The organism is Citrobacter sp. RHBSTW-00887 (assembly GCF_013728095.1).
Taxonomy (GTDB): Bacteria; Pseudomonadota; Gammaproteobacteria; order Enterobacterales; family Enterobacteriaceae; genus Citrobacter; species Citrobacter braakii.
In genome coordinates this window covers 1,921,980-1,941,297 of the sequence record NZ_CP056267.1, presented here as the reverse complement: position 1 = coordinate 1,941,297, position 19,318 = coordinate 1,921,980, and the positions used below count along the sequence as shown (strand labels likewise).

Sequence of the window (19,318 nt, the reverse complement as noted above, 5' to 3'; positions counted from 1 at the left end):
CGGAGTATTTACTTATTGGTAAACTCTGCCAGATTATCTTTATCGACACCTACGTAAGGAACGCGAACAATTTTGTTCTCAATTTTCCAGTTAGTGCCATCTGCCGCACCTTTACCGTCAGCCAGGTTTTTCGCCAGATCGAAGGTGGCTTTCGCCTGGTTGTTGGCGTCGTTCAGCACGGTACCAGCCATTGCGCCAGATTTCACCAGAGCCAGCGCTTCAGGCAGCGCATCCACACCAAATACCGGTACGCTGGTTTTGTTGTGCGCTTTCAGTGCTTCAACTGCGCCCATTGCCATCGCATCGTTGTTTGCGATAACCACTTCGATTTTGTTGGCGTTCGGACCGGACATCCACGCATCCATTTTATCTTTTGCCTGAGCGGTATCCCACATTGCAGTATCTAACTGCAGTTGCTCAGTTTTAATGCCTTTATCGTTCAGCTCTTTAATCACGTAAGTGGTACGTGCTTCAGCGTCCGGGTGTCCCGGTTCGCCTTTCAGCAGAACAAACTGAATTTTGCCGTCTTTGTTCAGGTCCCAGTTCGGGTTAGCTGCCCAGTGTTTGGCGATCAAATCACCCTGAATAATACCGGACTCTTTAGAGTCGGTACCGACGTAAAACGCTTTGTCATAGCTGTCCAGCGCCTTACGAGAAGGTTCTTTGTTAAAGAACACGATCGGTACGTTCTGCCCGCGTGCCTTTTCAATGACCGTGCCTGCCGCTGCCGGGTCAACCAGGTTAATCGCCAGTGCTTTAACGCCTTTTGCCAGCAGCACGTCGATCTGGTCGTTTTGTTTGGACTGGTCGTTCTGCGAGTCATTCATCAGCAGCTGTACATCTGGCGCCGCTTTGGCATCTTTTTCAATAGCCTTACGTACTACAGACATAAAGTTATCGTCATACTTATAGATAGTCACACCAATGCGAGTATCAGCAGCGTGCGCAGCCGCGCCGAATAACATGCTTGCCATTACAGCAGACAGGGTCAACACCTTCTTATTCATGGTATCTCCGGTTTTATTATGCAGGGTAGTACTTGAGATAAATGCTCGGCAGGCAGAACGTTACTGAAGTGTTACTGAACGCCGAAGCTCACTTTTAAAAAATATTTCTTCCGTGTCTGGCAACGCTCCAAAAACAGGCTTTAATTTTTGTTTAAGGCACCTTTACCTCGGTGAAAGTGATTATTCACCGTTACATAGTAGTTACAGCGCAACAAACAGTGTCATCATAGCTATCGCATTGTTAATATACTGTGAATTTACTCACATATTGAAAGCGGTTACATCGCGCAACGTTATGAGTTAGTGATCGGTGCCGCATTCTGCCGAAGCGCCACAGAATGGCGACGCACCAGCGTCGGCATAAAGCAATGCGTCGCCTCCAGGTCTAACGTGCCTGCAGCCCCCTGTAGCGCAAGCTCCGTCGCCATTTTTGCCATGGAGGCAATGGGATAGCGTACGGTGGTCAGTTGCGGATCGGTGTAACGCGCGATAGGAATATCATCAAAGCCAATGATAGAAAGGTGTAATGGAATAGCGATGCCGTTGTCTTTTAGCGCGGTCAGCGCGCCGGCAGCCATATTGTCGTTATAGGCGAAAACTGCCGTCAGTTGTAAGTTACGTCCCAGCAGTTCTACCATCGCAGACTCTCCACCCTGCATATCAGGCGAACCGGTGCCGACCCAACTTTCTGCCGCAACAATCCCCTGCTCTTTCAGGGCTGTTAACCACCCTTCTTTGCGCATGGTGTCATCTTCAATGCGATGGCTTGACGCCAGATAACCGATGCGTTGATGACCATTATTCAGCAGCATTCGGGTCGCCATTTTGGCACCGCTGATGTTATCCAGGCAGACGCAGCGGTGGGCGTAACCCGGCACCAGACGGTTGATCAGCACCATGCCGGGGATCTGATCCATAAACTCGGCGAGTTCCCGATCGCTCAGTGCTTTAGAGTGTACAATCAGTGCGTTACAGCGCTGACGAATCAACACCTCAATGGCATGACGTTCTTTTTCAGCCTCATGATAGCTGTTGCCAATCAGGACATACTTCTGATGCTGCTGGGCAACCATATCCACGGCTTTTACCAGCGCACCAAAAAAGGCGTCTGATACATCCATGACCACAACACCAATCGTGTCGCTCACCTGCGTCGCCAGCGCTTGCGCGTTGGCATTAGGTCGATAGCCCAGCAGAGTAACTGCCTTCATTACCGCTTCACGCGTATCGGGACTCACCAGCGCACTGTTGTTCAGTACGCGGGAAACGGTCGCTACAGAAACGCCAGACTGTCGTGCCACATCACGTATGGTGATCATATTCACTGCCCTGTTTTAGATTGCGGTTGCCCGCAGACACCCCAGGCTGGGTATTTTGTCAGCACAATGAAACGCACTGCGTGAGAGATGTCACAGGAATGAAAGCGCTTACATCCGTTTTGTTAATGAATGTGATCCAGATCGTTATCTGGATGTACGCGGCAATGATGTCCCCGCAGCACGCAGGGTTAATTGACGCCACAGCCATTCCACCGGGCCCTGGCGGTAAAAACGTAGCCATATGACGGAGAAAAGTAGGTTAACGGCCCAAACCGGAATGACGAAATACAGCAGCTCCAGTCGGTCAAATTTCATAAATAAGCCGACCTGGTAAAACAGCGTGGTGCAGATTAAGGTTTGTAACAGATAGTTAGTTAATGCCATGCGCCCCACACAGGCGATGGCAATGACCCATTTTAAGCGGCTAAGCTGCGGCCAGAGGCCGAACATCAGCGCGGCGTAACCAATGGTTTGCAACGGCGCGCCCAGCTCTCGCGGGGCTTGTAGCAAGAAGGCACACCAGCGATATGCCCAGTCCAGATGCCACTGAGCGACGATAGCAGGCAGGTTAATCGCTATCCCGAGAATGACCAGCAATACACCGGTGCGTCGGTAATGCTGTAAGCTGTACTGCCCTTTTAACCAACCGCTGCGCATCAATGCCGCGCCGAGCAGCATCATCCCCGCCAGTTGCCAGCCGTACTGTGCGCCCAGCGCCAGCAAGCTATTGGACATCATATCCACGCGATTGCTGACGGCTTCCATTCCACCGTTTATTTTCCAGTATTTTTCATACAGCAACGCTGAGGCATCCGGCGTCCAGGCACGACTGGTTTCACTCCCGGAGATTACCCCCAGCAGCAGCAATACGCCAACGCCCACCAGATAAAGCAGTACGCCGGTGTTAAATAAGCTTTTTACCGACGGCGCATCACGGATCAACCGCCAACAAATCAGGCCGATTAAGCCATATGCCAGCAGGATATCGCCATCCCAGAAGAGTAAACCGTGAATAAAACCCAATAGAACCAGCAGCGTAAGCCGCGACTGGATCCAGCGTTTACCGCGCGGGAGCAGCATTTGCAGACCGGCACCGAACAGCAGCGCAAACAACGTGAGGAATTTTACCTGCGCAAAGAGATCGAGCAGCGCCCAGGTCCAGGCGTCGGATAAGGTGATGTTGCCATACCACGCGGGATTGAGGTATGCCGCCTTTGGCAAGCCAAAGGCGCTAATATTGAGAAGCAGGATACCAAGAATGGCGACGCCACGAATAAAATCCAGCGTGACATTACGCTCCATGGTCCCTGCCCTAATCAGTTGTGATGACGTACTGCGCGCAGGAATTCCTGACGCGTGTTCTGGCTGGACTTAAACAATCCGCCAAGAGAAGTGGTCGTGGTCGCACTGGTCGCATCGCGAATGCCACGCGCTTTCACACAGTAATGTACCGCATCAATCGACACCGCCACATTATTCGTCCCGAGCAGCGTTTGCAGCGCGGTGAGAATTTGCTGGGTGAGACGTTCCTGAACCTGCGGACGCTGTGCGAAAAACAGCACAATGCGGTTAATCTTCGACAGACCAATAACCGAATCTTTCGGGATATACGCCACCGTCGCTTTGCCATCGATAGTAACAAAGTGGTGTTCGCAGGTGCTGGTCAGCGTGATATCGCGGACCGTGACCATCTCGTCCACCTTCATTTTGTTTTCAATGACGGTAATTTTCGGGAAGTTGGCGTAGTCGAGGCCGGAGAAAATCTCATCGACATACATTTTCGCAATGCGATGCGGAGTTTCCATCAAACTGTCATCGCTCAAATCGAGATTGAGCAACTGCATAATCTCGGTCATATGGCCCGAGATAAGACGTTTGCGCGTTTCGTTATCCATCTCTTGCACGGGCGGGCGTAGTGGCGTTTCAAGACCACGCGCGACCAGCGCTTCATGAACCAGGGCCGCTTCTTTACTGAGTGATGACATTTCTTCTTCTCCTGCAGGTGGGGCGCCTCTGCCCTGCATGGGGCAAAGTTTTTAGGCTGTATCACAGCCAGAACATTGTGCGTGAGGCGGCGCACATAATCCAGTATTCACCGCGATAATTATTGAAATTGGCACAGCCTTTCAGCGTAGCGATTTCACTTGTCGTTCTACCCGGTGACGTCGAGTGTTAACGTAAAGTTATATAGATGATGAAGTATGTTTGCTCAATGCGGAAGTGAAAGTTGCTCACAGTGCCATGAATAATCTGTATTATGGTGAGTTCGCAAACATATTCAGGTTCAACACAACAAGGAGCCCCGCATGGAAATGCTTGAAGAGCACCGCTGTTTTGAAGGCTGGCAGCAACGCTGGCGTCACGACTCCGCCACGTTAAATTGCACCATGACCTTCAGTATTTTTCTTCCTCCCCCGCGCGATAACACCCCGCCTCCGGTGCTGTACTGGCTGTCGGGTCTGACATGCAATGATGAAAACTTCACGACTAAAGCCGGCGCACAACGCATCGCGGCTGAGCTGGGCATTGTACTGGTGATGCCGGACACCAGTCCGCGCGGCGAACTGGTTGCCAATGATGATGGCTACGATTTAGGCCAGGGGGCGGGATTTTACCTCAATGCCACCCAACAGCCGTGGGCAACGCATTTTCGCATGTATGACTATCTGCGTGATGAGCTGCCGGCACTGATTCAATCGCAGTTTAACGTCAGCGATCGCTGCGCCATCAGTGGACACTCCATGGGCGGTCACGGCGCATTGATTATGGCGCTGAAAAATCCCGGGAAATACACCAGCATTTCCGCCTTTGCGCCGATCGTAAATCCTTGCCGCGTTCCGTGGGGGGAGAAGGCTTTTAGCGCGTATCTGGGTGAAGATAAATCACAGTGGGCCGCGTGGGACAGCTGCGAGTTAATGTTGGCCAGCAAGCCCTCAGACGCGATTCCGACGCTTGTTGATCAGGGAGACAGCGATCAATTTCTCGCCGATCAGCTGCAACCCGCGGTGCTGGCCGAAACGGCCCGTCAAACCGCATGGCCAATGACGCTGCGTATCCAGCCAGGTTACGACCACAGCTATTACTTTATTGCGTCGTTTATCGAGGATCACCTGCGCTTTCATGCCCAGTATTTGTTGAAGTAACGCCTGAGTGAGGGCGCCAGCCCTCTTCATTTCTCCATCATTCCTTCACTTTTTCTCCTTTTTTCTTTCTCCACTATCCTATTGATTTAAAAAGCATTACCCTCAAAACAAGATCAAACACAAATGATTTCGATTATCATTTGTGTTTACAAACATTCATACTTTTGTACAATCCATTCGCTTCTTTACTGAAAAGAGTCCTTAAAAGACAAATACATACAATTGTCATGGCCTTTCACATGACGCGCTGATCGTTACCCTAAATAATTCGAGTTGTATGAACGCGCGTAGCCACGCATCTGCAACTTGAAGTATGCCGGGTAAATTCATTTAAATGGAATGATACAAATGACTATACCTCACGTTAAGGCTGTAGCTGCCGCAGTATGCGTCGCCAGTCTCCCATCACTCGGACATGCCGCTGAACAAGACACCGTGGTAGTTACCGCCACCGGCTTCGAACAGAAAATTCAGGACGCTCCCGCTTCGATATCTGTTATTACCAAGCAGCAGATTGAGGACAAAGCCTATCGCGATGTTACCGATGCGCTAAAAGACGTCCCTGGCGTCGTCGTCACCGGCGGGGGTAGCAGCAGCGATATCAGTATTCGTGGTATGGCTTCGCAATACACGCTCTTCCTGGTCAACGGTAAACGCATCAGCACACGCGGCACACGTCCTAACAGCGACAACTCAGGTATTGAGCAAGGTTGGCTGCCGCCGCTGGAATCCATTGAGCGTATCGAGGTAATCCGTGGCCCAATGTCATCTCTGTACGGCTCCGATGCGATGGGCGGCGTCATCAACGTCATCACCAAGAAAGTGTCGAATACCAAAGCCTGGACCGGCTCTCTGCACGGCGATGCCACTTTCCAGGAAGACAGAGACTCCGGCGATATTTATCAGACCAACGCCTATGCGTCTGGGCCACTGATTGACGGATTACTCGGCGCAAAAGTGACCGGATTATTCTCTCATCGGGCTGAGGACAAAATCCTCAATGGCTACAATGAACAGCGTATGCGTAACGGGGGCTTAACCCTGAACTTTACGCCAGATGATAAAAATGACATCGACTTCGATTACGCACGTGAACTGCAGGATCGCGACAGTACGCCAGGCAAATCCATGGCCGAGGAAAGCTGCCGCAACGGAAGCTGCAAGCCCAACAGTAAAAGCGAAAACAAGTATGTGCACACAACGTATTCACTAACCCACAGCGGTTATTACGACGACTTCAACTCCACCAGCTATGTCCAGCAGGAAGAGACCGAAAACCCAGGTCGCCAGATGAAGTCCTACAACACGATTTTCAATAACCAGAACCAGGTCTTCCTTGGGGCGCACACCCTGACGTTGGGCGGGCAATACCGTTATGAAAAACTGAGTGATAACGGCAACCAGCTGCAAGCTGCTGATGGACTGAACAAACTGACCCGCTGGAGCTGGGCGCTGTTTGCTGAAGACGAGTGGGCCGTTACCGATACCTTTACGCTGACTGGTGGTCTGCGTATGGATAAAGATGAAAACTACGGCGACAACTGGACGCCGCGCGGTTATGGCGTATGGCATCTGAGCGATCAATGGACCTTAAAAGGCGGCGTTTCAGCGGGCTATCGCGCACCGGATCTGCGCCAGTCATCTGCCAGTTGGGGACAGGTCACCGGCGGCGGTAGACTGAACGGAATCATTGTCGGCAACCCGGACCTGAAGCCGGAGAAAAGCCTCAGCGAAGAGATCGGTTTACTGTGGGATAACGGCAACGATCTCAACGCGGGCGTCACGCTGTTCAATACTGACTTCAAAGACAAAATCACCGAAGTGCGCCGCTGTAACAGCAGCTCCGATCCGGCCTGTACCATCGGCAATACCCACTATGACTTCGTCAGCGATCGCGTTAACGTCGATAAAGCCAATATGCGCGGCGTAGAATCCACTTTCGGCTGGAAGATGACTTCCGACATCAACTGGACGGCGAACTACACTTACACGGAATCTGAACAGAAAAGCGGTCAGTTCTCCGGTCAGCCATTGAACAAAATGCCAAAGCATATGTTCAACACCACGCTGGACTGGCAGGCCACGCAGGATCTCGGTTTCTGGAGCCGTCTGAATCTGCGCGGGAAAACGTCTGAATACCTGAGCCGTACTTCCATGGCGCAGGGCACCCCGTCCTATACTCAGGTCGATGTTGGTTTGCGCTATTATGCAAACAAAGATCTGCTGATGACCGCTGGCGTGTATAACGTGCTGGATAAGCAAATCGATTACGATACCTACGACACTGTTCTCGATGGTCGTCGTTACACGGTTGGCCTGACTTACAGCTTCTAAGTCTGGCGCAATAAAAAAAACCCGGCACTCATCATGCCGGGGTTTTTGTTATGCTTTTTATACTGTTATTTCTTCACGCGATCCGGGAATTTCATTTCGCTGTAGCGAACAAAATGAGTTCCTTTCGCCAGCTTATAGCCAAACCAGATAATCAGGAACAGCGGGATACCGATATAGGTTGCCATCACGCCGCCCCAGTCAATGCTATCTTTCAGGAACGCTTCGTAGTTCTGGCCCAGAGTGATAATCAGGCACAGCACAAAGGCGAAGATCGGACCCAGCGGGAAGAAGCCAGAACGGTACGGCAGATCCTTCACATCGTGACCCTGCAGCACATAACCGCGACGGAAGCGATAGTGGCTAATAGCAATCCCCAGCCAGGCGATAAAGCCCGTCATCCCGGAGGTGTTCAGCAGCCAGAGGTACACGGTCTGGTTACCAAACATCGAGGTCAGGAAACACAGCCCCGCCACCACAGTCGTCGCATACAGCGCGTTACGCGGTACACCGCCACGAGACAGTTTGCCGAAAATACGCGGCGCTTTACCGTCGCATGCCAGGGTGTAAAGCATACGCGTGGAGGCATACATCCCGGAGTTACCTGCTGACAGTACCGCCGTCAGGATAACCGCGTTCATCACTGCAGCGGCTGACAGCAGACCCGCATGCTGGAATACCAACGTGAACGGGCTAACGCTGATGTCTTTCACATCGTTGCGCAGCAGGCTCGGATCGGTGTACGGGATAATCAGGCTGATAATCAAAATCGCGAACACATAGAACAGCAGGATTCGCCAAAACACCTGACGCACCGCACGTGGAATGTTCTTTTCAGGATCTTCAGATTCGCCTGCCGCGATACCGATCAGCTCAGTTCCCTGGAAGGAGAAGCCGACGATCATCGCCACGCCAATCATAGCGGCAAAACCCCCGGCAAACGGTGCATCACCGGTCGTCCAGTTGCTCCAGCCCACTGGCTGAGTGCCTTTGAAGATACCGAAAATCATCATCACGCCAACCACGATGAAGATAATTACAGTGGTGACTTTGATCAGCGAGAACCAGTATTCCGCTTCACCAAATCCGCGAACGGAAATGTAGTTCAGCAGGAAGATAACGCCGAGGAACAGTGCGCTCCAGATCCAGCCCGGCGTGTCCGGGAACCACCAACTCATCACCAGCTGTGCGGCCACCAGGTCAACGGCAATCGTTACCGCCCAGTTGTACCAGTAGTTCCAGCCCAGCGCGAAGCCAAAGCCTTCTTCTACGTAGTTTTGACCGTAAGTGGAGAACGAGCCGGAAACCGGCATATAGGCAGCCAGTTCACCGAGGCTGGTCATCAGGAAGTACACCATCAGACCGATCAGGATATAAGAGAACAACGCGCCGCCAGGACCCGCCGCAGAAATAGTTGCACCAGATGCAACGAAAAGACCTGTACCGATGGAGCCTCCAATGGCAATCATCGTCAGGTGACGCGCCTTCAGTTCACGACGTAGCGTGGGCGCTTCTGTGGTTTTAGTTTCGGAAACCATGTGAAAATGCTATCCATCCAAAAAATGAGGCGCGATTGTAGCAGACGAAATGGCATTCTTCCGGCACAAATGCGCTGTTATAAGAGACCTTCATGACTGGCCGCGGATTATAAGTAAAGCAGAAAACGGGCGGCACAAGGCGGTTAAGACGTAACAGCCATTATGGATAGTGTGGCCTGACGAGAGTTAGCGCGCTATTCGCCCTACTCAACCTGGTCGCTGTAATATAAAAAACGCGTAATGGCATTGGAGATATGTTTTTGCCGGTGATGAACGCGCCAGAGAGTGCGCACTAATCGCGGCAGTGGCACGCTAACTTCGCTCAGCGTCCCTGCCTGTAACTGCTCCGCAATGACCCGACGCGACAAACAGCTGATCCCGAGACCATGGCGCACCGCATGCTTGATGGCCTCGGAGTTCCCCAACTCCATCGCCATCTGAAATCTTGGCAGATGAGACAACAGCAGGTAATCCACCAGTTCACGCGTCCCCGATCCTCGCTCACGCAGGATCCACGGCGAAGCAGCCAGCTGTTCCAGCGTAACGGGCCCCTTTGTGAGCGGTGACGACGGTGCGGCAAACACCACCAGTTCGTCCTCCAGCCACGGTTCAGAGATGATTTCCGTACTGTGACACGGCCCTTCAATCAGCCCGATGTCTACCCGAAAATCCAGCACCGCATTGATCACGTCCTGGCTGTTGCCCACGCTAAGTTCCAGCGGCAAATCGGGGAAGTCCTGGCGATAACGAGCGATCATGGCGGGCAGAATATAATTACCGATGGTGCTACTGGCATAGACCCGAATGGCGCCATTATCTTTGCGAAAAAGCTGTTCGATTTCGGTCGTTTGCTCAAGTAACGCCAGCGCGCGCGGATAAAGCAAGCGTCCGTGTTCGTTAACCACCAGCCGTTTGCCGACACGGTCAAACAGTTGCACGCCAAGTTGCCCTTCCAGATCGGTAAGCGCCGCACTCACCGCCGACTGCGACAATGCCAGCATGACAGATGCCTGGGTCGTTGAGCCGCTTTTTAGTACCTCAGCAAACACTTCAAGTTGTCGCAGGGTGATATGCATAGTCGTTTTCCACCGGATAGCCGTTACTTATACCCTAAATAATTCGAGTTGCAGGAAGGCGGCAAGAGAGAGCATCCCCCGGAGCGTACTTAAGTACGTGACTGGGGTGAACGAGCGCAGCCAACGCACATGCAACTTGAAGTATGACGGGTATACCACTTATATAGATTAATTATAAATATATAATCAATTTTATTTTTAAACCACTTCGCCTTACTCTTTTACCCAGATAAAGGAGAAGGATATGACAGAACTCACCTTACAGACTCATCGTCGTACAGCGTGGCATTTTATTCCGGGGCTTGCCCTGAGTGCAGTTATCACTGGGGTCGCCTTATGGGGAGGATCCATTCCCGCCGTCGCAGGTGCCGGGTTCAGCGCCCTCACCTTAGCCATCTTATTGGGGATGATTCTCGGCAACACCGTCTATCCGCACATCTGGAAAAGCTGTGACGGCGGCGTGCTGTTCGCGAAACAACATTTATTACGTCTGGGGATTATCCTCTACGGTTTCCGCCTCACCTTCGCGCAAATTGCTGACGTCGGCGTCAGCGGTATCGTGATTGATGTATTAACGCTAAGCAGCACCTTTATGATTGCCTGTTTCCTAGGGCAGAAAGTATTTGGTCTGGACCGTCACACCAGCTGGCTGATTGGCGCGGGTAGCAGCATTTGTGGTGCCGCCGCCGTGCTGGCAACCGAACCAGTGGTGAAAGCAGAAGCCAGTAAAGTGACCGTCGCTGTCGCCACCGTGGTTATCTTCGGTACAATCGCTATCTTCCTGTATCCGGCGATGTATCCGTTGCTTTCACACTGGTTTAGCCCAGAAACCTACGGCATTTACATTGGCTCTACCATGCATGAAGTTGCACAGGTTGTGGCTGCCGGGCACGCCATTAGCCCGGATGCGGAAAACGCCGCGGTTATTGCCAAAATGCTGCGCGTCATGATGCTGGCACCGTTCCTTATCCTCCTGGCCGCACGCGTTAAACAGCTGTCTCCGGCCACGGGCGGTGAGAAGAGCAAAATAACCATTCCATGGTTTGCCATCCTGTTCATTGTGGTCGCAATTTTTAACTCGTTCCACCTGCTGCCACAGTCAGTAGTGAACATGCTGGTAACGCTGGACACCATTTTGCTGGCAATGGCGATGGCTGCCCTGGGGTTGACCACGCACGTTAGCGCGCTGAAAAAAGCCGGTGCCAAACCGTTACTGATGGCCCTGCTGCTGTTTGTCTGGCTGATTGTGGGTGGCGGTGCGATTAACGTCGCTATCCACGCGCTGATGGCATAAACGATCACGACTCACCTCTATTAACCCGCTATACTCTCCCTTTTTGTATTTGAGTATGGCGGGTTAAATTTATGAAATATATCGGAGCGCACGTAAGCGCCGCTGGCGGTCTGGCTAACGCCGCTATTCGAGCCGCAGAAATCGAAGCGACCGCATTCGCCCTGTTCACCAAAAATCAGCGCCAGTGGCGTGCCGCGCCGCTGACCACCGAAATCATTGATGATTTTAAATCTGCCTGCGAGAAGTATCACTATACTGCCGCCCAGATCCTGCCTCACGACAGTTACCTGATTAACCTCGGTCATCCGGTTAGCGATGCGCTGGAAAAATCACGTGATGCGTTTATAGATGAAATGCAGCGCTGTGAACTGCTGGGCTTATCCTTGCTGAACTTTCACCCGGGTAGCCATTTGATGCAGATCCCGGAAGATGAGTGTCTGGCGCGCATTGCCGAATCCATCAACATCGCCCTTGCTCAGACCCAGGGCGTTACGGCAGTTATCGAAAATACCGCCGGACAAGGCAGCAACCTTGGATTTAAGTTTGAGCACCTTGCCGCCATTATCGACGGCGTCGAAGATAAGTCCCGCGTCGGCGTCTGTATTGATACCTGCCATGCCTTCGCGGCCGGTTACGATTTGCGCTCCGTCGAGGAATGCGAAAAGACGTTTACGGAATTTGAGCGTATTGTCGGCTTCAGGTACCTACGCGGTATGCACCTGAACGACGCCAAGAGCGCATTTGGCAGTCGCGTTGACCGTCACCACAGCTTAGGTGAAGGCAATATTGGCCACGATGCCTTCCGTTGGATCATGCAGGACAATCGTTTTGACGGCATTCCGCTGGTGCTCGAAACGATTAATCCGGATATCTGGGCAGAAGAGATCGCCTGGCTGAAAGCCCAGCAAACAGAAAAAGCGGTGGCATAATCATGAACGACAGGGAAAAGCAGATCCTTAAGATCCTGCGTCGCAATCCGTTGATTCAGCAGAATGAAATCGCCGATATTTTGCAGATCAGCCGTTCACGCGTTGCTGCGCATATTATGGATTTGATGCGTAAAGGCATGATCAAAGGTAAAGGTTATATCCTTACCGAACAGGATTATTGCGTGGTTGTTGGGGCGATCAATATGGATATTCGTGGTGTTGCTGACATCCACTATCCTCAGGCTGCCTCTAACCCTGGTAGCATTCACTGCTCGGCAGGCGGCGTGGGACGTAACATCGCCCACAACCTGGCGCTGCTGGGCCGTGACGTCCACTTAATTTCCGCTGTTGGCAGTGATTTCTATGGCGAAACATTGCTGGAACAAACGCGTCAGGCCGGTGTTAACGTTTCCAGTTGCATACGCCTGCATGGACATAACACCTCAACTTACCTGTCGATCGCTAATCAGCAGGAAGAGACCGTACTGGCAATTAACGATACCCATATCCTGCAACAATTGACGCCGCAGTTACTGAACAGTTCGCGAGATTTGATCCGCCATTCCGGTGTCGTACTGGCAGATTGCAATCTGACTGCCGAAGCCATTGAGTGGGTCTTTACTATTGCTGATGATATTCCGGTATTCATTGACACCGTTTCAGAGTTCAAAGCGGCAAAAATGAAGACCTGGTTTACGCGTATTCATACGCTAAAACCAACGCAGAAAGAGCTGGCGATTTTGTGGGGTCAACCTATTCATTCAGATGCCGATCGCGTACTGGCCGTCAATAGTCTCCATCAGCAAGGGGTAAAACGAATCTTTGTTTGCCTGGAAGATGAATCCGTTTTTTGCAGCGAAAAGGACGGAGAACAGTTTTTACTGACGCCTCCTGAGCATACGGTTGTAGACAGTTTTGGCGCCGACGATGCTTTTATGGCGGGATTGCTGTACAGCTTTCTGGAAGGTAGTGAATTTCATGAAAGCGCTCACTTTGCCATGGCCTGCGCGGCATTATCGCGAGCCAGCGTCAGCATCAACAACCCAACCCTCTCAGCAGATAACGCCTTGTATTTGCTGCAAACTGCTTAAATGTAATGCCGGATGGCGCTACGCGTATCCGGCATTATTTTCGCTATGCCAGCCCAATAAAGAAACCGGCTATAGTGGCGCTCATCAGGTTTGACAGCGTTGCTGCTGCCAGCGCGCGCATGCCAAGCTGCGCGATTTCCGGGGCACGCTGTGGCGCTATCGCCGAAAATGCCCCGACGACAACGCCAATCGAACCAAAGTTAGCGAAACCGCACAGCGCAAACGAGATAATCGCAATGGTCTTCACATCCAGCGTTCCACCCGTTTGCAGATACGGCGAGAAGTTGAGATAAGCGACAAACTCATTAATCGCCAGCTTCTGTCCGATCAAGCTGCCTGCCAGCGTCGCATCGCTCCAGTCCACACCCATAATCCACGCCAGCGGGGCTAGCGCATAGCCAAAGATCCCTTCCAGAGTGGCGTGACCAAAGCCAAACCACCCACCAATTCCGCCAATAATGCCGTTAATCAGCGCGATAATGGCGACAAATGCCATTACGACTGTCGCCACGCCAGCAGCAATTTTCAGCCCGGTCATCGCTCCGCTCGCCGCTGCTTCGATGATGCTTTTCGGTGGCGTTTCAGTAAATGACAGGTTCTCAAAGGTGACGCGAGATTCTTCAGTAGCCGGACTCAGCATACGCGCGAACAAAATACCGCCAGGGATTGCCATCAACGATGCCGCCAGCAAATAGTCAATCGGAACGCCCATTCCGGCGTAACCGATCATCATTGAGCCAGCAATCGAGGCCATCCCGCTACAAATAGCGGTAAACAGCTCATTGCGATTCAGGCGGTCAATAAACGGCTTCACGATCGCCGGGATCTCGTTTTGCCCGAGAAAAATCGTCGTTACGGCGACAAATGACTCGATCTTACTGATGTTCAGCGCTTTCTGGAAAATACCGCCGAGGATGCGGATCAACAGCCCCATCACGCCAATGTAGTAGAGAAGACTGATCAGTGCGGTCACAAAAATGATGGCCGGAAGCACCCGAAAAGCGAAGATAAACCCGGCTCCGTCAAACAGCACATCCATTTTTGGCCCTACCAGGGAGCCAAAGATAAATGCGCTTCCCGCGTCACTGTATGACATTACCTTGTGGACACCGAGCGCAGCCTGTTCAACCAGCCATTTTCCTGGCGGGAAGTACAGCATAATGCCGCCGATTGCGATTTGCAGTACCAGTGCAGCCCCGACCGTACGCAGACTTATACGTTTTTTATTTACTGACAGCAGAAACGCGATGGCCAGTAATACCACCATACCCACAACACTTCTCATTATATCCATAATGAAATTCCCTTCATGCCAGGAAACCCGGCGTTATCGCCAGGTTTTGGTAGGTTTGATATTCGCGGGCGACCGCATTCTGCCCGGGAAATTCTGTCAGACGAGGCGCTGATACTCCTTCGCAATTTCACAGGCCAGTACCGCATTGTTGAACACCAGCTGAATATTTGATTTCAGGCTGTCACCACCGGTCAGCTCTGCAACCCGCGCTAACAGGAACGGCGTACTCTCTTTGCCCACAACGCCCTGATCTTCCGCTTCTTTTACCGCCCGATCGATTGCCGCATTAATTTTCTCTTCAGCCATCGCAAACTGCTCTGGGATGGGGTTCGCAACAACCAGACCGCCGTCGAGACCCGTTTGCCATTTCACCGCCATGGCTCGGGCAATCTCTTTCGCACTGTCCAGACGGATGCTGACCTCAAACGGACTGGTACGGCAGAAAAATGCTGGCAACGCGTTGGTTTGATAACCAATTAACGGCACACCAAAGGTTTCTAAATATTCAGTAGTTAAGCCGAGATCAAGAATAGATTTCGCCCCGGCACAAATTACCGTGACATTGGTATGCGCCAGTTCTTGCAGATCCGCGGAAATATCAAAGGTATGTTCAGCACCACGATGAACCCCACCTATTCCCCCTGTCGCAAATACTTTAATTCCCGCCAGTGCGGCAATAATCATGGTTGAGGCAACAGTCGTTGCACCATTTTTTCCTGCCGCGACCACAAACGGCAAATCACGACGACTTACTTTCGTAACGCTATGACCTTCTCGCCCAAGCAGCTCAATTTCATCTTTGCTTAAACCAACTTTCATTATTCCGCCAATAATGGCAATGGTCGCAGGAACCGCACCGTGTTTACGAATAGTTTCTTCTACTTCAATCGCTGTCTGGGCATTCTGCGGAAATGGCATACCATGAGAAATAATGGTTGATTCAAGTGCAACAATCGGCTTCTTACTGTTTAATGCTTCCTGTACTTCTGGAGATATTTGTAATAATTCAGAGGAAAGAGTTAATTCAGACATTCTGTGTTCTCCACTAATGAGCTTACATTCGCAACAGACAAATCAGGGTTATTGGTATATTCACAGGCTAACGCCATTGATGAACAACCCTGCGCAAATCGAACCGAATCAATAAAGGGCATGCCGTCTACCCAGCAGGAAGCCAGTCCAGCCATCATTGCATCGCCAGCCCCGGTAACATTAATGACGTGAGTTTTAATCGGCAGCGACCAACCACGACTCCCCGCAATATCACTGTAATAAACACCGTCACCGCCCATGCTGAGCACCAGCCTATTTAAGCCGCGATCATGAAACCAGGCGGCGACTTTACCCACGTCATCACGCCCGGAAAGCGCAATACCGCTTAGCGTTTCGGCTTCAAGCCGGTTGGGTTTAAGAGTGTGAATTTGTCCAAGCCGCTCGCGAATTTTGACGCATTTCCATGCCGATACCGGGTCAACAAACACCGGAACCTCTCCGGCATTTTCCAGCACCCATGCCAGGGCATCTTCGCTGATATTGCAATCGGCGACGATGACTTTCGCCTGCCGAATAAAATCATGATGCTGTGATAAAAAATCTGCTGAAATATGTTCGGTAATGCTCATATCATTAATGGCAACCAACATTTCACCGGTGTTATCAAGCAATGATAAATAACTGGACGTATTCTCTCCGGGAACGATAAGACACTTATCAACATGAACTCCGGATTGATTGGTTTGCGCCAATAACGATTGTCCATAAAAATCATTACCAACCGCCGTCAGTAACCATGAATTTTTCCCCAGCAGCGCGAGATTATGTGCAATGTTACGTCCAACTCCGCCGGGGGTGAATTTTATCTTTCCTGGATTCGAATCCGCATAATTTAGAGAAGCATGCGAATACCCAGCAACATCCATATTGGCCGAGCCAATAGTTACTATGTATTCCTTTTCACGCATAGCACGTCCCCTGGCAATTAACTTGCCACAAATGAGTTCGTTAAAAATAACCAACGCCACACATTAGGTTATTAGAGCACATGTTCACTATCAAACACATGTTCATAGTAAGCGTGTTTTTGACAAAGTAAATCCATATTCAAGATCTAAACTCAATAGATATGAACAGAATCACAATTTTTTATAGATACAGTCTGTAAAGGAAAGAGAAAATGAGAGGTAGTACACAATTCAAGCAGTCTAAAGAGTTTAACTCCGGCATAACCGGAGATTTTTCAGATGCGCCAGACGATCCGGTTCGTATCAACTGAGCGAAACAAGGTCCTCTGGCATATGGTTGTACAAAATCCGCCAGAAGTGCTCAGCCGTTTTATTCAACCGGGTATCCATTCGGTAAATATAAGCCTGAATAGGCACCATCAGTTCCGGCGTCTGCAGACAAACCAGCCGCTTTTCGCGCAGTTCGTTTACGATTGTCCACGCCGGCAGCCAGGCGATACCATGCCCATCCAATGCCATATTTTTTAATAACTCACTCATCGAAGACATAAACAGCGTTCGGGCTGAAATGCCGCCTACTTCCGCCAGATGACGGTTTACCAATCTTCCCATGTAGGATGTGCTGATATAGTTCAGAATCGGTGCCTGCGACTGATAGATATCAAACAACGCCTTACCCTGCGCATCAGCAGCACACACGGGGTACAGTTCAGACTCAAAAACCTTCAAGCCGCAGAAAGGTGACTGCATTAAATCTTCATCCCGAAAGGAGATAATAAAATCGCTTTTCCCCTCGCGCAGAGTATTCACCGCCTGAACAACATCAATAGCTTCAACATGATAGACAAACTCCTCACCCCAGGCCGCCATTGAGTGCACCAATCTGGGCAACATCGTCAGCGACAGAGAATGTGCCGCCGCTATTTTGATATTGGGTACACCCAGTAAATTGTGGCCGCTTAGCTCATCCAGATTACATTCCAGCTGTTGCAACAAACTACGGGTTTGCGAATGAAATAGCTTGCCCTCCTCCGTGAGTTGCAGTGGGCTCGTTGTGCGATCAAAAAGCAGCACACCCACGGCTGATTCGAGCGCCTTGATCCGCCGGCTAAATGCCGGTTGGGATATGTTGCGCTCCTCAGCCGCCTGGGAAAAATGACGGCATGCCTCCAACGTCAGAAAGTCATATAACCATTTTGTCTCAATATTTTTCATGCTTATCACGCGGATATTTAAATATGCCTATTAGCCTTAAAGCATCATGCCTGAATAGTTCCGGAGATGACATTCATCATTAGCGCCTGGTGATTCGTTTTTTGCATCAAGGCTTCATTTTTAACATTAACATACTTCTCTCCCTATCGGTTACGACCGGTTGTCCGCCGTGTAACGCGGAGCCTCTGGCCGAATACCGGCCTGCTGAGGTTACACAATAAACCACAGTCATGCGGTTTTTGCATTGAACCATACATTATTGCATTTCTCCTCACGTCTCACTGCTGTTAAACATTATCAGCAGACACAACCCGGCTCTGAATATTAATTATCGGTGAATTGAGGTATATATCGTGAAAGGTTTAATTGGCGTACTTGGTGGTATGGGACCTGCTGCAACGGTCGACCTGTTTAATAAATTCGTCACTTTTACCGCTGCGCAACGTGACCAGGAACATATCCCCTTAATTATTTCATCTATTCCTGACATTCCTGACCGAACCGACGCGTTAATGCATCATGGTCATTCCCCACTTCCGGCAATGCGCGATTATATGCATAAACTCGAAGATGCTGGCGCCGAGTGTATTGTGATCCCCTGTAACACCGCCCACTTTTGGTTTAATGAATTAAAAGCGTGCTGCCATACAGAGCTGCTCAGTATCGTTGAAACGACCATCAATGAGGTTAAAAACTGCGGGAAATCGCAAATCGGATTACTCGCCACCAACGCCACTTTATACATGGGCCTCTATCAAAAAGGCATAGAATCTCTTGGGTTAACCTGCATCAGCCCTGACTCATCCAGTCAGGAAAAAGTGATGGAAAGCATTTATTGCTTAAAAGCAGGTGATGCTAACCGGGCGCAAACGCTGATGAATGAACAGGCTGAAGCACTCTTCTCACGCGGGGCACAAGTCATCGTGCTCGGATGTACTGAAGTTCCTGTCATTCTTGCTGAAGCAGTCAACAAGTCACCTGAAAAATATATTGATTCAACCGGTTCGTTGGTTCGTGCCGGTATTAAATGGTACGAGAAACGCGTGGGTAAAAATCACCTTTTGGCGCAATGAATATCCCTACCTGTTTAATTGTTGCATTAAATAAAAACCCATTTTAA

Annotated in this window: 16 protein-coding genes; 6 read left to right on the top strand and 10 right to left on the bottom strand. The window is 50.8% G+C overall.

The genetic code is table 11. The features are described 5' to 3' along the window. Positions 1-8 precede the first annotated feature (8 nt). The 4 genes from mglB to folE form a co-directional block, all read right to left on the bottom strand. Entirely contained in the window at positions 9-1,007 is a 999-nt protein-coding gene (gene mglB / locus HV314_RS09165) for a galactose/glucose ABC transporter substrate-binding protein MglB (RefSeq protein ID WP_016153719.1), read from the bottom strand. 293 nt (positions 1,008-1,300) lie between these two features. Further along, a complete protein-coding gene (gene galS, locus HV314_RS09160; RefSeq protein WP_047359172.1) occupies positions 1,301-2,326 on the bottom strand; it encodes an HTH-type transcriptional regulator GalS in 1,026 nt (341 codons plus the stop codon). A 144-nt stretch (positions 2,327-2,470) separates the two neighbouring features. Then, entirely contained in the window at positions 2,471-3,628 is a 1,158-nt protein-coding gene (gene yeiB, locus HV314_RS09155; protein WP_181547884.1) for a DUF418 domain-containing protein YeiB, read from the bottom strand. 14 nt (positions 3,629-3,642) lie between these two features. Continuing rightward, a complete protein-coding gene (gene folE / locus HV314_RS09150; protein WP_181547883.1) occupies positions 3,643-4,311 on the bottom strand; it encodes a GTP cyclohydrolase I FolE in 669 nt (222 codons plus the stop codon). A 321-nt stretch (positions 4,312-4,632) separates the two neighbouring features. Here folE and fghA point away from each other — a divergent pair, with 321 nt between their 5' ends. Both fghA and HV314_RS09140 read left to right on the top strand, forming a co-directional pair. Further along, entirely contained in the window at positions 4,633-5,469 is an 837-nt protein-coding gene (gene fghA, locus HV314_RS09145) for an S-formylglutathione hydrolase (RefSeq protein WP_181547882.1), read from the top strand. Positions 5,470-5,817: 348 nt separating this feature from the next. Beyond that, positions 5,818-7,803, top strand: coding sequence for a ligand-gated channel protein (locus tag HV314_RS09140; protein ID WP_016156980.1), 1,986 nt, complete (start codon positions 5,818-5,820; stop codon positions 7,801-7,803). A 65-nt stretch (positions 7,804-7,868) separates the two neighbouring features. Here the strand turns inward: HV314_RS09140 and lysP are convergent, their stop codons facing one another. Both lysP and yieE read right to left on the bottom strand, forming a co-directional pair. After that, positions 7,869-9,338 carry a lysine-specific permease gene (gene lysP / locus HV314_RS09135; protein ID WP_016153724.1) on the bottom strand — a complete coding sequence of 490 codons (1,470 nt, stop codon included), beginning with the start codon at positions 9,336-9,338 and terminating at the stop codon, positions 7,869-7,871. A gap of 203 nt (positions 9,339-9,541) precedes the next feature. Next, positions 9,542-10,414 carry a DNA-binding transcriptional regulator YeiE gene (gene yieE / locus HV314_RS09130; RefSeq protein WP_181547881.1) on the bottom strand — a complete coding sequence of 291 codons (873 nt, stop codon included), beginning with the start codon at positions 10,412-10,414 and terminating at the stop codon, positions 9,542-9,544. 244 nt (positions 10,415-10,658) lie between these two features. Here yieE and HV314_RS09125 point away from each other — a divergent pair, with 244 nt between their 5' ends. The 3 genes from HV314_RS09125 (at position 10,659) to HV314_RS09115 (ending at position 13,728) form a co-directional block, all read left to right on the top strand. Next, positions 10,659-11,708, top strand: coding sequence for a YeiH family protein (locus HV314_RS09125; protein ID WP_016153726.1), 1,050 nt, complete (start codon positions 10,659-10,661; stop codon positions 11,706-11,708). 71 nt (positions 11,709-11,779) lie between these two features. Continuing rightward, complete coding sequence (nfo, locus tag HV314_RS09120) at positions 11,780-12,637, top strand: deoxyribonuclease IV (protein WP_016156981.1); 858 nt, start codon at positions 11,780-11,782, stop codon at positions 12,635-12,637. A 2-nt stretch (positions 12,638-12,639) separates the two neighbouring features. Beyond that, positions 12,640-13,728 carry a sugar kinase gene (locus HV314_RS09115; RefSeq protein WP_046275458.1) on the top strand — a complete coding sequence of 363 codons (1,089 nt, stop codon included), beginning with the start codon at positions 12,640-12,642 and terminating at the stop codon, positions 13,726-13,728. A gap of 43 nt (positions 13,729-13,771) precedes the next feature. Here the strand turns inward: HV314_RS09115 and HV314_RS09110 are convergent, their stop codons facing one another. From HV314_RS09110 to hypT, 4 genes are all read right to left on the bottom strand, one after another. Continuing rightward, positions 13,772-15,022, bottom strand: coding sequence for a NupC/NupG family nucleoside CNT transporter (locus HV314_RS09110; protein WP_003027431.1), 1,251 nt, complete (start codon positions 15,020-15,022; stop codon positions 13,772-13,774). A 96-nt stretch (positions 15,023-15,118) separates the two neighbouring features. Next, positions 15,119-16,054: a pseudouridine-5'-phosphate glycosidase gene (locus HV314_RS09105; protein WP_019077232.1), complete on the bottom strand. Its 936-nt coding sequence runs from the start codon at positions 16,052-16,054 to the stop codon at positions 15,119-15,121. Then, positions 16,042-16,983: a pseudouridine kinase gene (locus HV314_RS09100; protein ID WP_016153731.1), complete on the bottom strand. Its 942-nt coding sequence runs from the start codon at positions 16,981-16,983 to the stop codon at positions 16,042-16,044. The genes HV314_RS09105 and HV314_RS09100 overlap by 13 nt, the downstream gene beginning before the upstream one ends. A 303-nt stretch (positions 16,984-17,286) precedes the next feature. Then, a complete protein-coding gene (gene hypT / locus HV314_RS09095; RefSeq protein ID WP_181547880.1) occupies positions 17,287-18,198 on the bottom strand; it encodes a hypochlorite stress DNA-binding transcriptional regulator HypT in 912 nt (303 codons plus the stop codon). A 353-nt stretch (positions 18,199-18,551) separates the two neighbouring features. Here hypT and HV314_RS09090 point away from each other — a divergent pair, with 353 nt between their 5' ends. After that, positions 18,552-19,271 (top strand): aspartate/glutamate racemase family protein, encoded by a 720-nt coding sequence (locus tag HV314_RS09090; RefSeq protein WP_109017516.1) that lies wholly within the window; start codon positions 18,552-18,554, stop codon positions 19,269-19,271. Positions 19,272-19,318: the final 47 nt, after the last annotated feature.

Excerpts from the sequence above, each read along its gene's own strand:
- hypT (WP_181547880.1), bottom strand. The coding sequence starts at position 18,198 with ATGAAAAATATTGAGACAAAATGGTTATATGACTTTCTGACGTTGGAG.
- HV314_RS09100 (WP_016153731.1), bottom strand. The coding sequence starts at position 16,983 with ATGCGTGAAAAGGAATACATAGTAACTATTGGCTCGGCCAATATGGAT.
- fghA (WP_181547882.1), top strand. The coding sequence starts at position 4,633 with ATGGAAATGCTTGAAGAGCACCGCTGTTTTGAAGGCTGGCAGCAACGC.
- HV314_RS09125 (WP_016153726.1), top strand. The coding sequence starts at position 10,659 with ATGACAGAACTCACCTTACAGACTCATCGTCGTACAGCGTGGCATTTT.
- nfo (WP_016156981.1), top strand. The coding sequence starts at position 11,780 with ATGAAATATATCGGAGCGCACGTAAGCGCCGCTGGCGGTCTGGCTAAC.
- yeiB (WP_181547884.1), bottom strand. The coding sequence starts at position 3,628 with ATGGAGCGTAATGTCACGCTGGATTTTATTCGTGGCGTCGCCATTCTT.
- folE (WP_181547883.1), bottom strand. The coding sequence starts at position 4,311 with ATGTCATCACTCAGTAAAGAAGCGGCCCTGGTTCATGAAGCGCTGGTC.
- HV314_RS09140 (WP_016156980.1), top strand. The coding sequence starts at position 5,818 with ATGACTATACCTCACGTTAAGGCTGTAGCTGCCGCAGTATGCGTCGCC.
- mglB (WP_016153719.1), bottom strand. The coding sequence starts at position 1,007 with ATGAATAAGAAGGTGTTGACCCTGTCTGCTGTAATGGCAAGCATGTTA.
- yieE (WP_181547881.1), bottom strand. The coding sequence starts at position 10,414 with ATGCATATCACCCTGCGACAACTTGAAGTGTTTGCTGAGGTACTAAAA.
- galS (WP_047359172.1), bottom strand. The coding sequence starts at position 2,326 with ATGATCACCATACGTGATGTGGCACGACAGTCTGGCGTTTCTGTAGCG.
- HV314_RS09110 (WP_003027431.1), bottom strand. The coding sequence starts at position 15,022 with ATGGATATAATGAGAAGTGTTGTGGGTATGGTGGTATTACTGGCCATC.
- lysP (WP_016153724.1), bottom strand. The coding sequence starts at position 9,338 with ATGGTTTCCGAAACTAAAACCACAGAAGCGCCCACGCTACGTCGTGAA.
- HV314_RS09115 (WP_046275458.1), top strand. The coding sequence starts at position 12,640 with ATGAACGACAGGGAAAAGCAGATCCTTAAGATCCTGCGTCGCAATCCG.
- HV314_RS09105 (WP_019077232.1), bottom strand. The coding sequence starts at position 16,054 with ATGTCTGAATTAACTCTTTCCTCTGAATTATTACAAATATCTCCAGAA.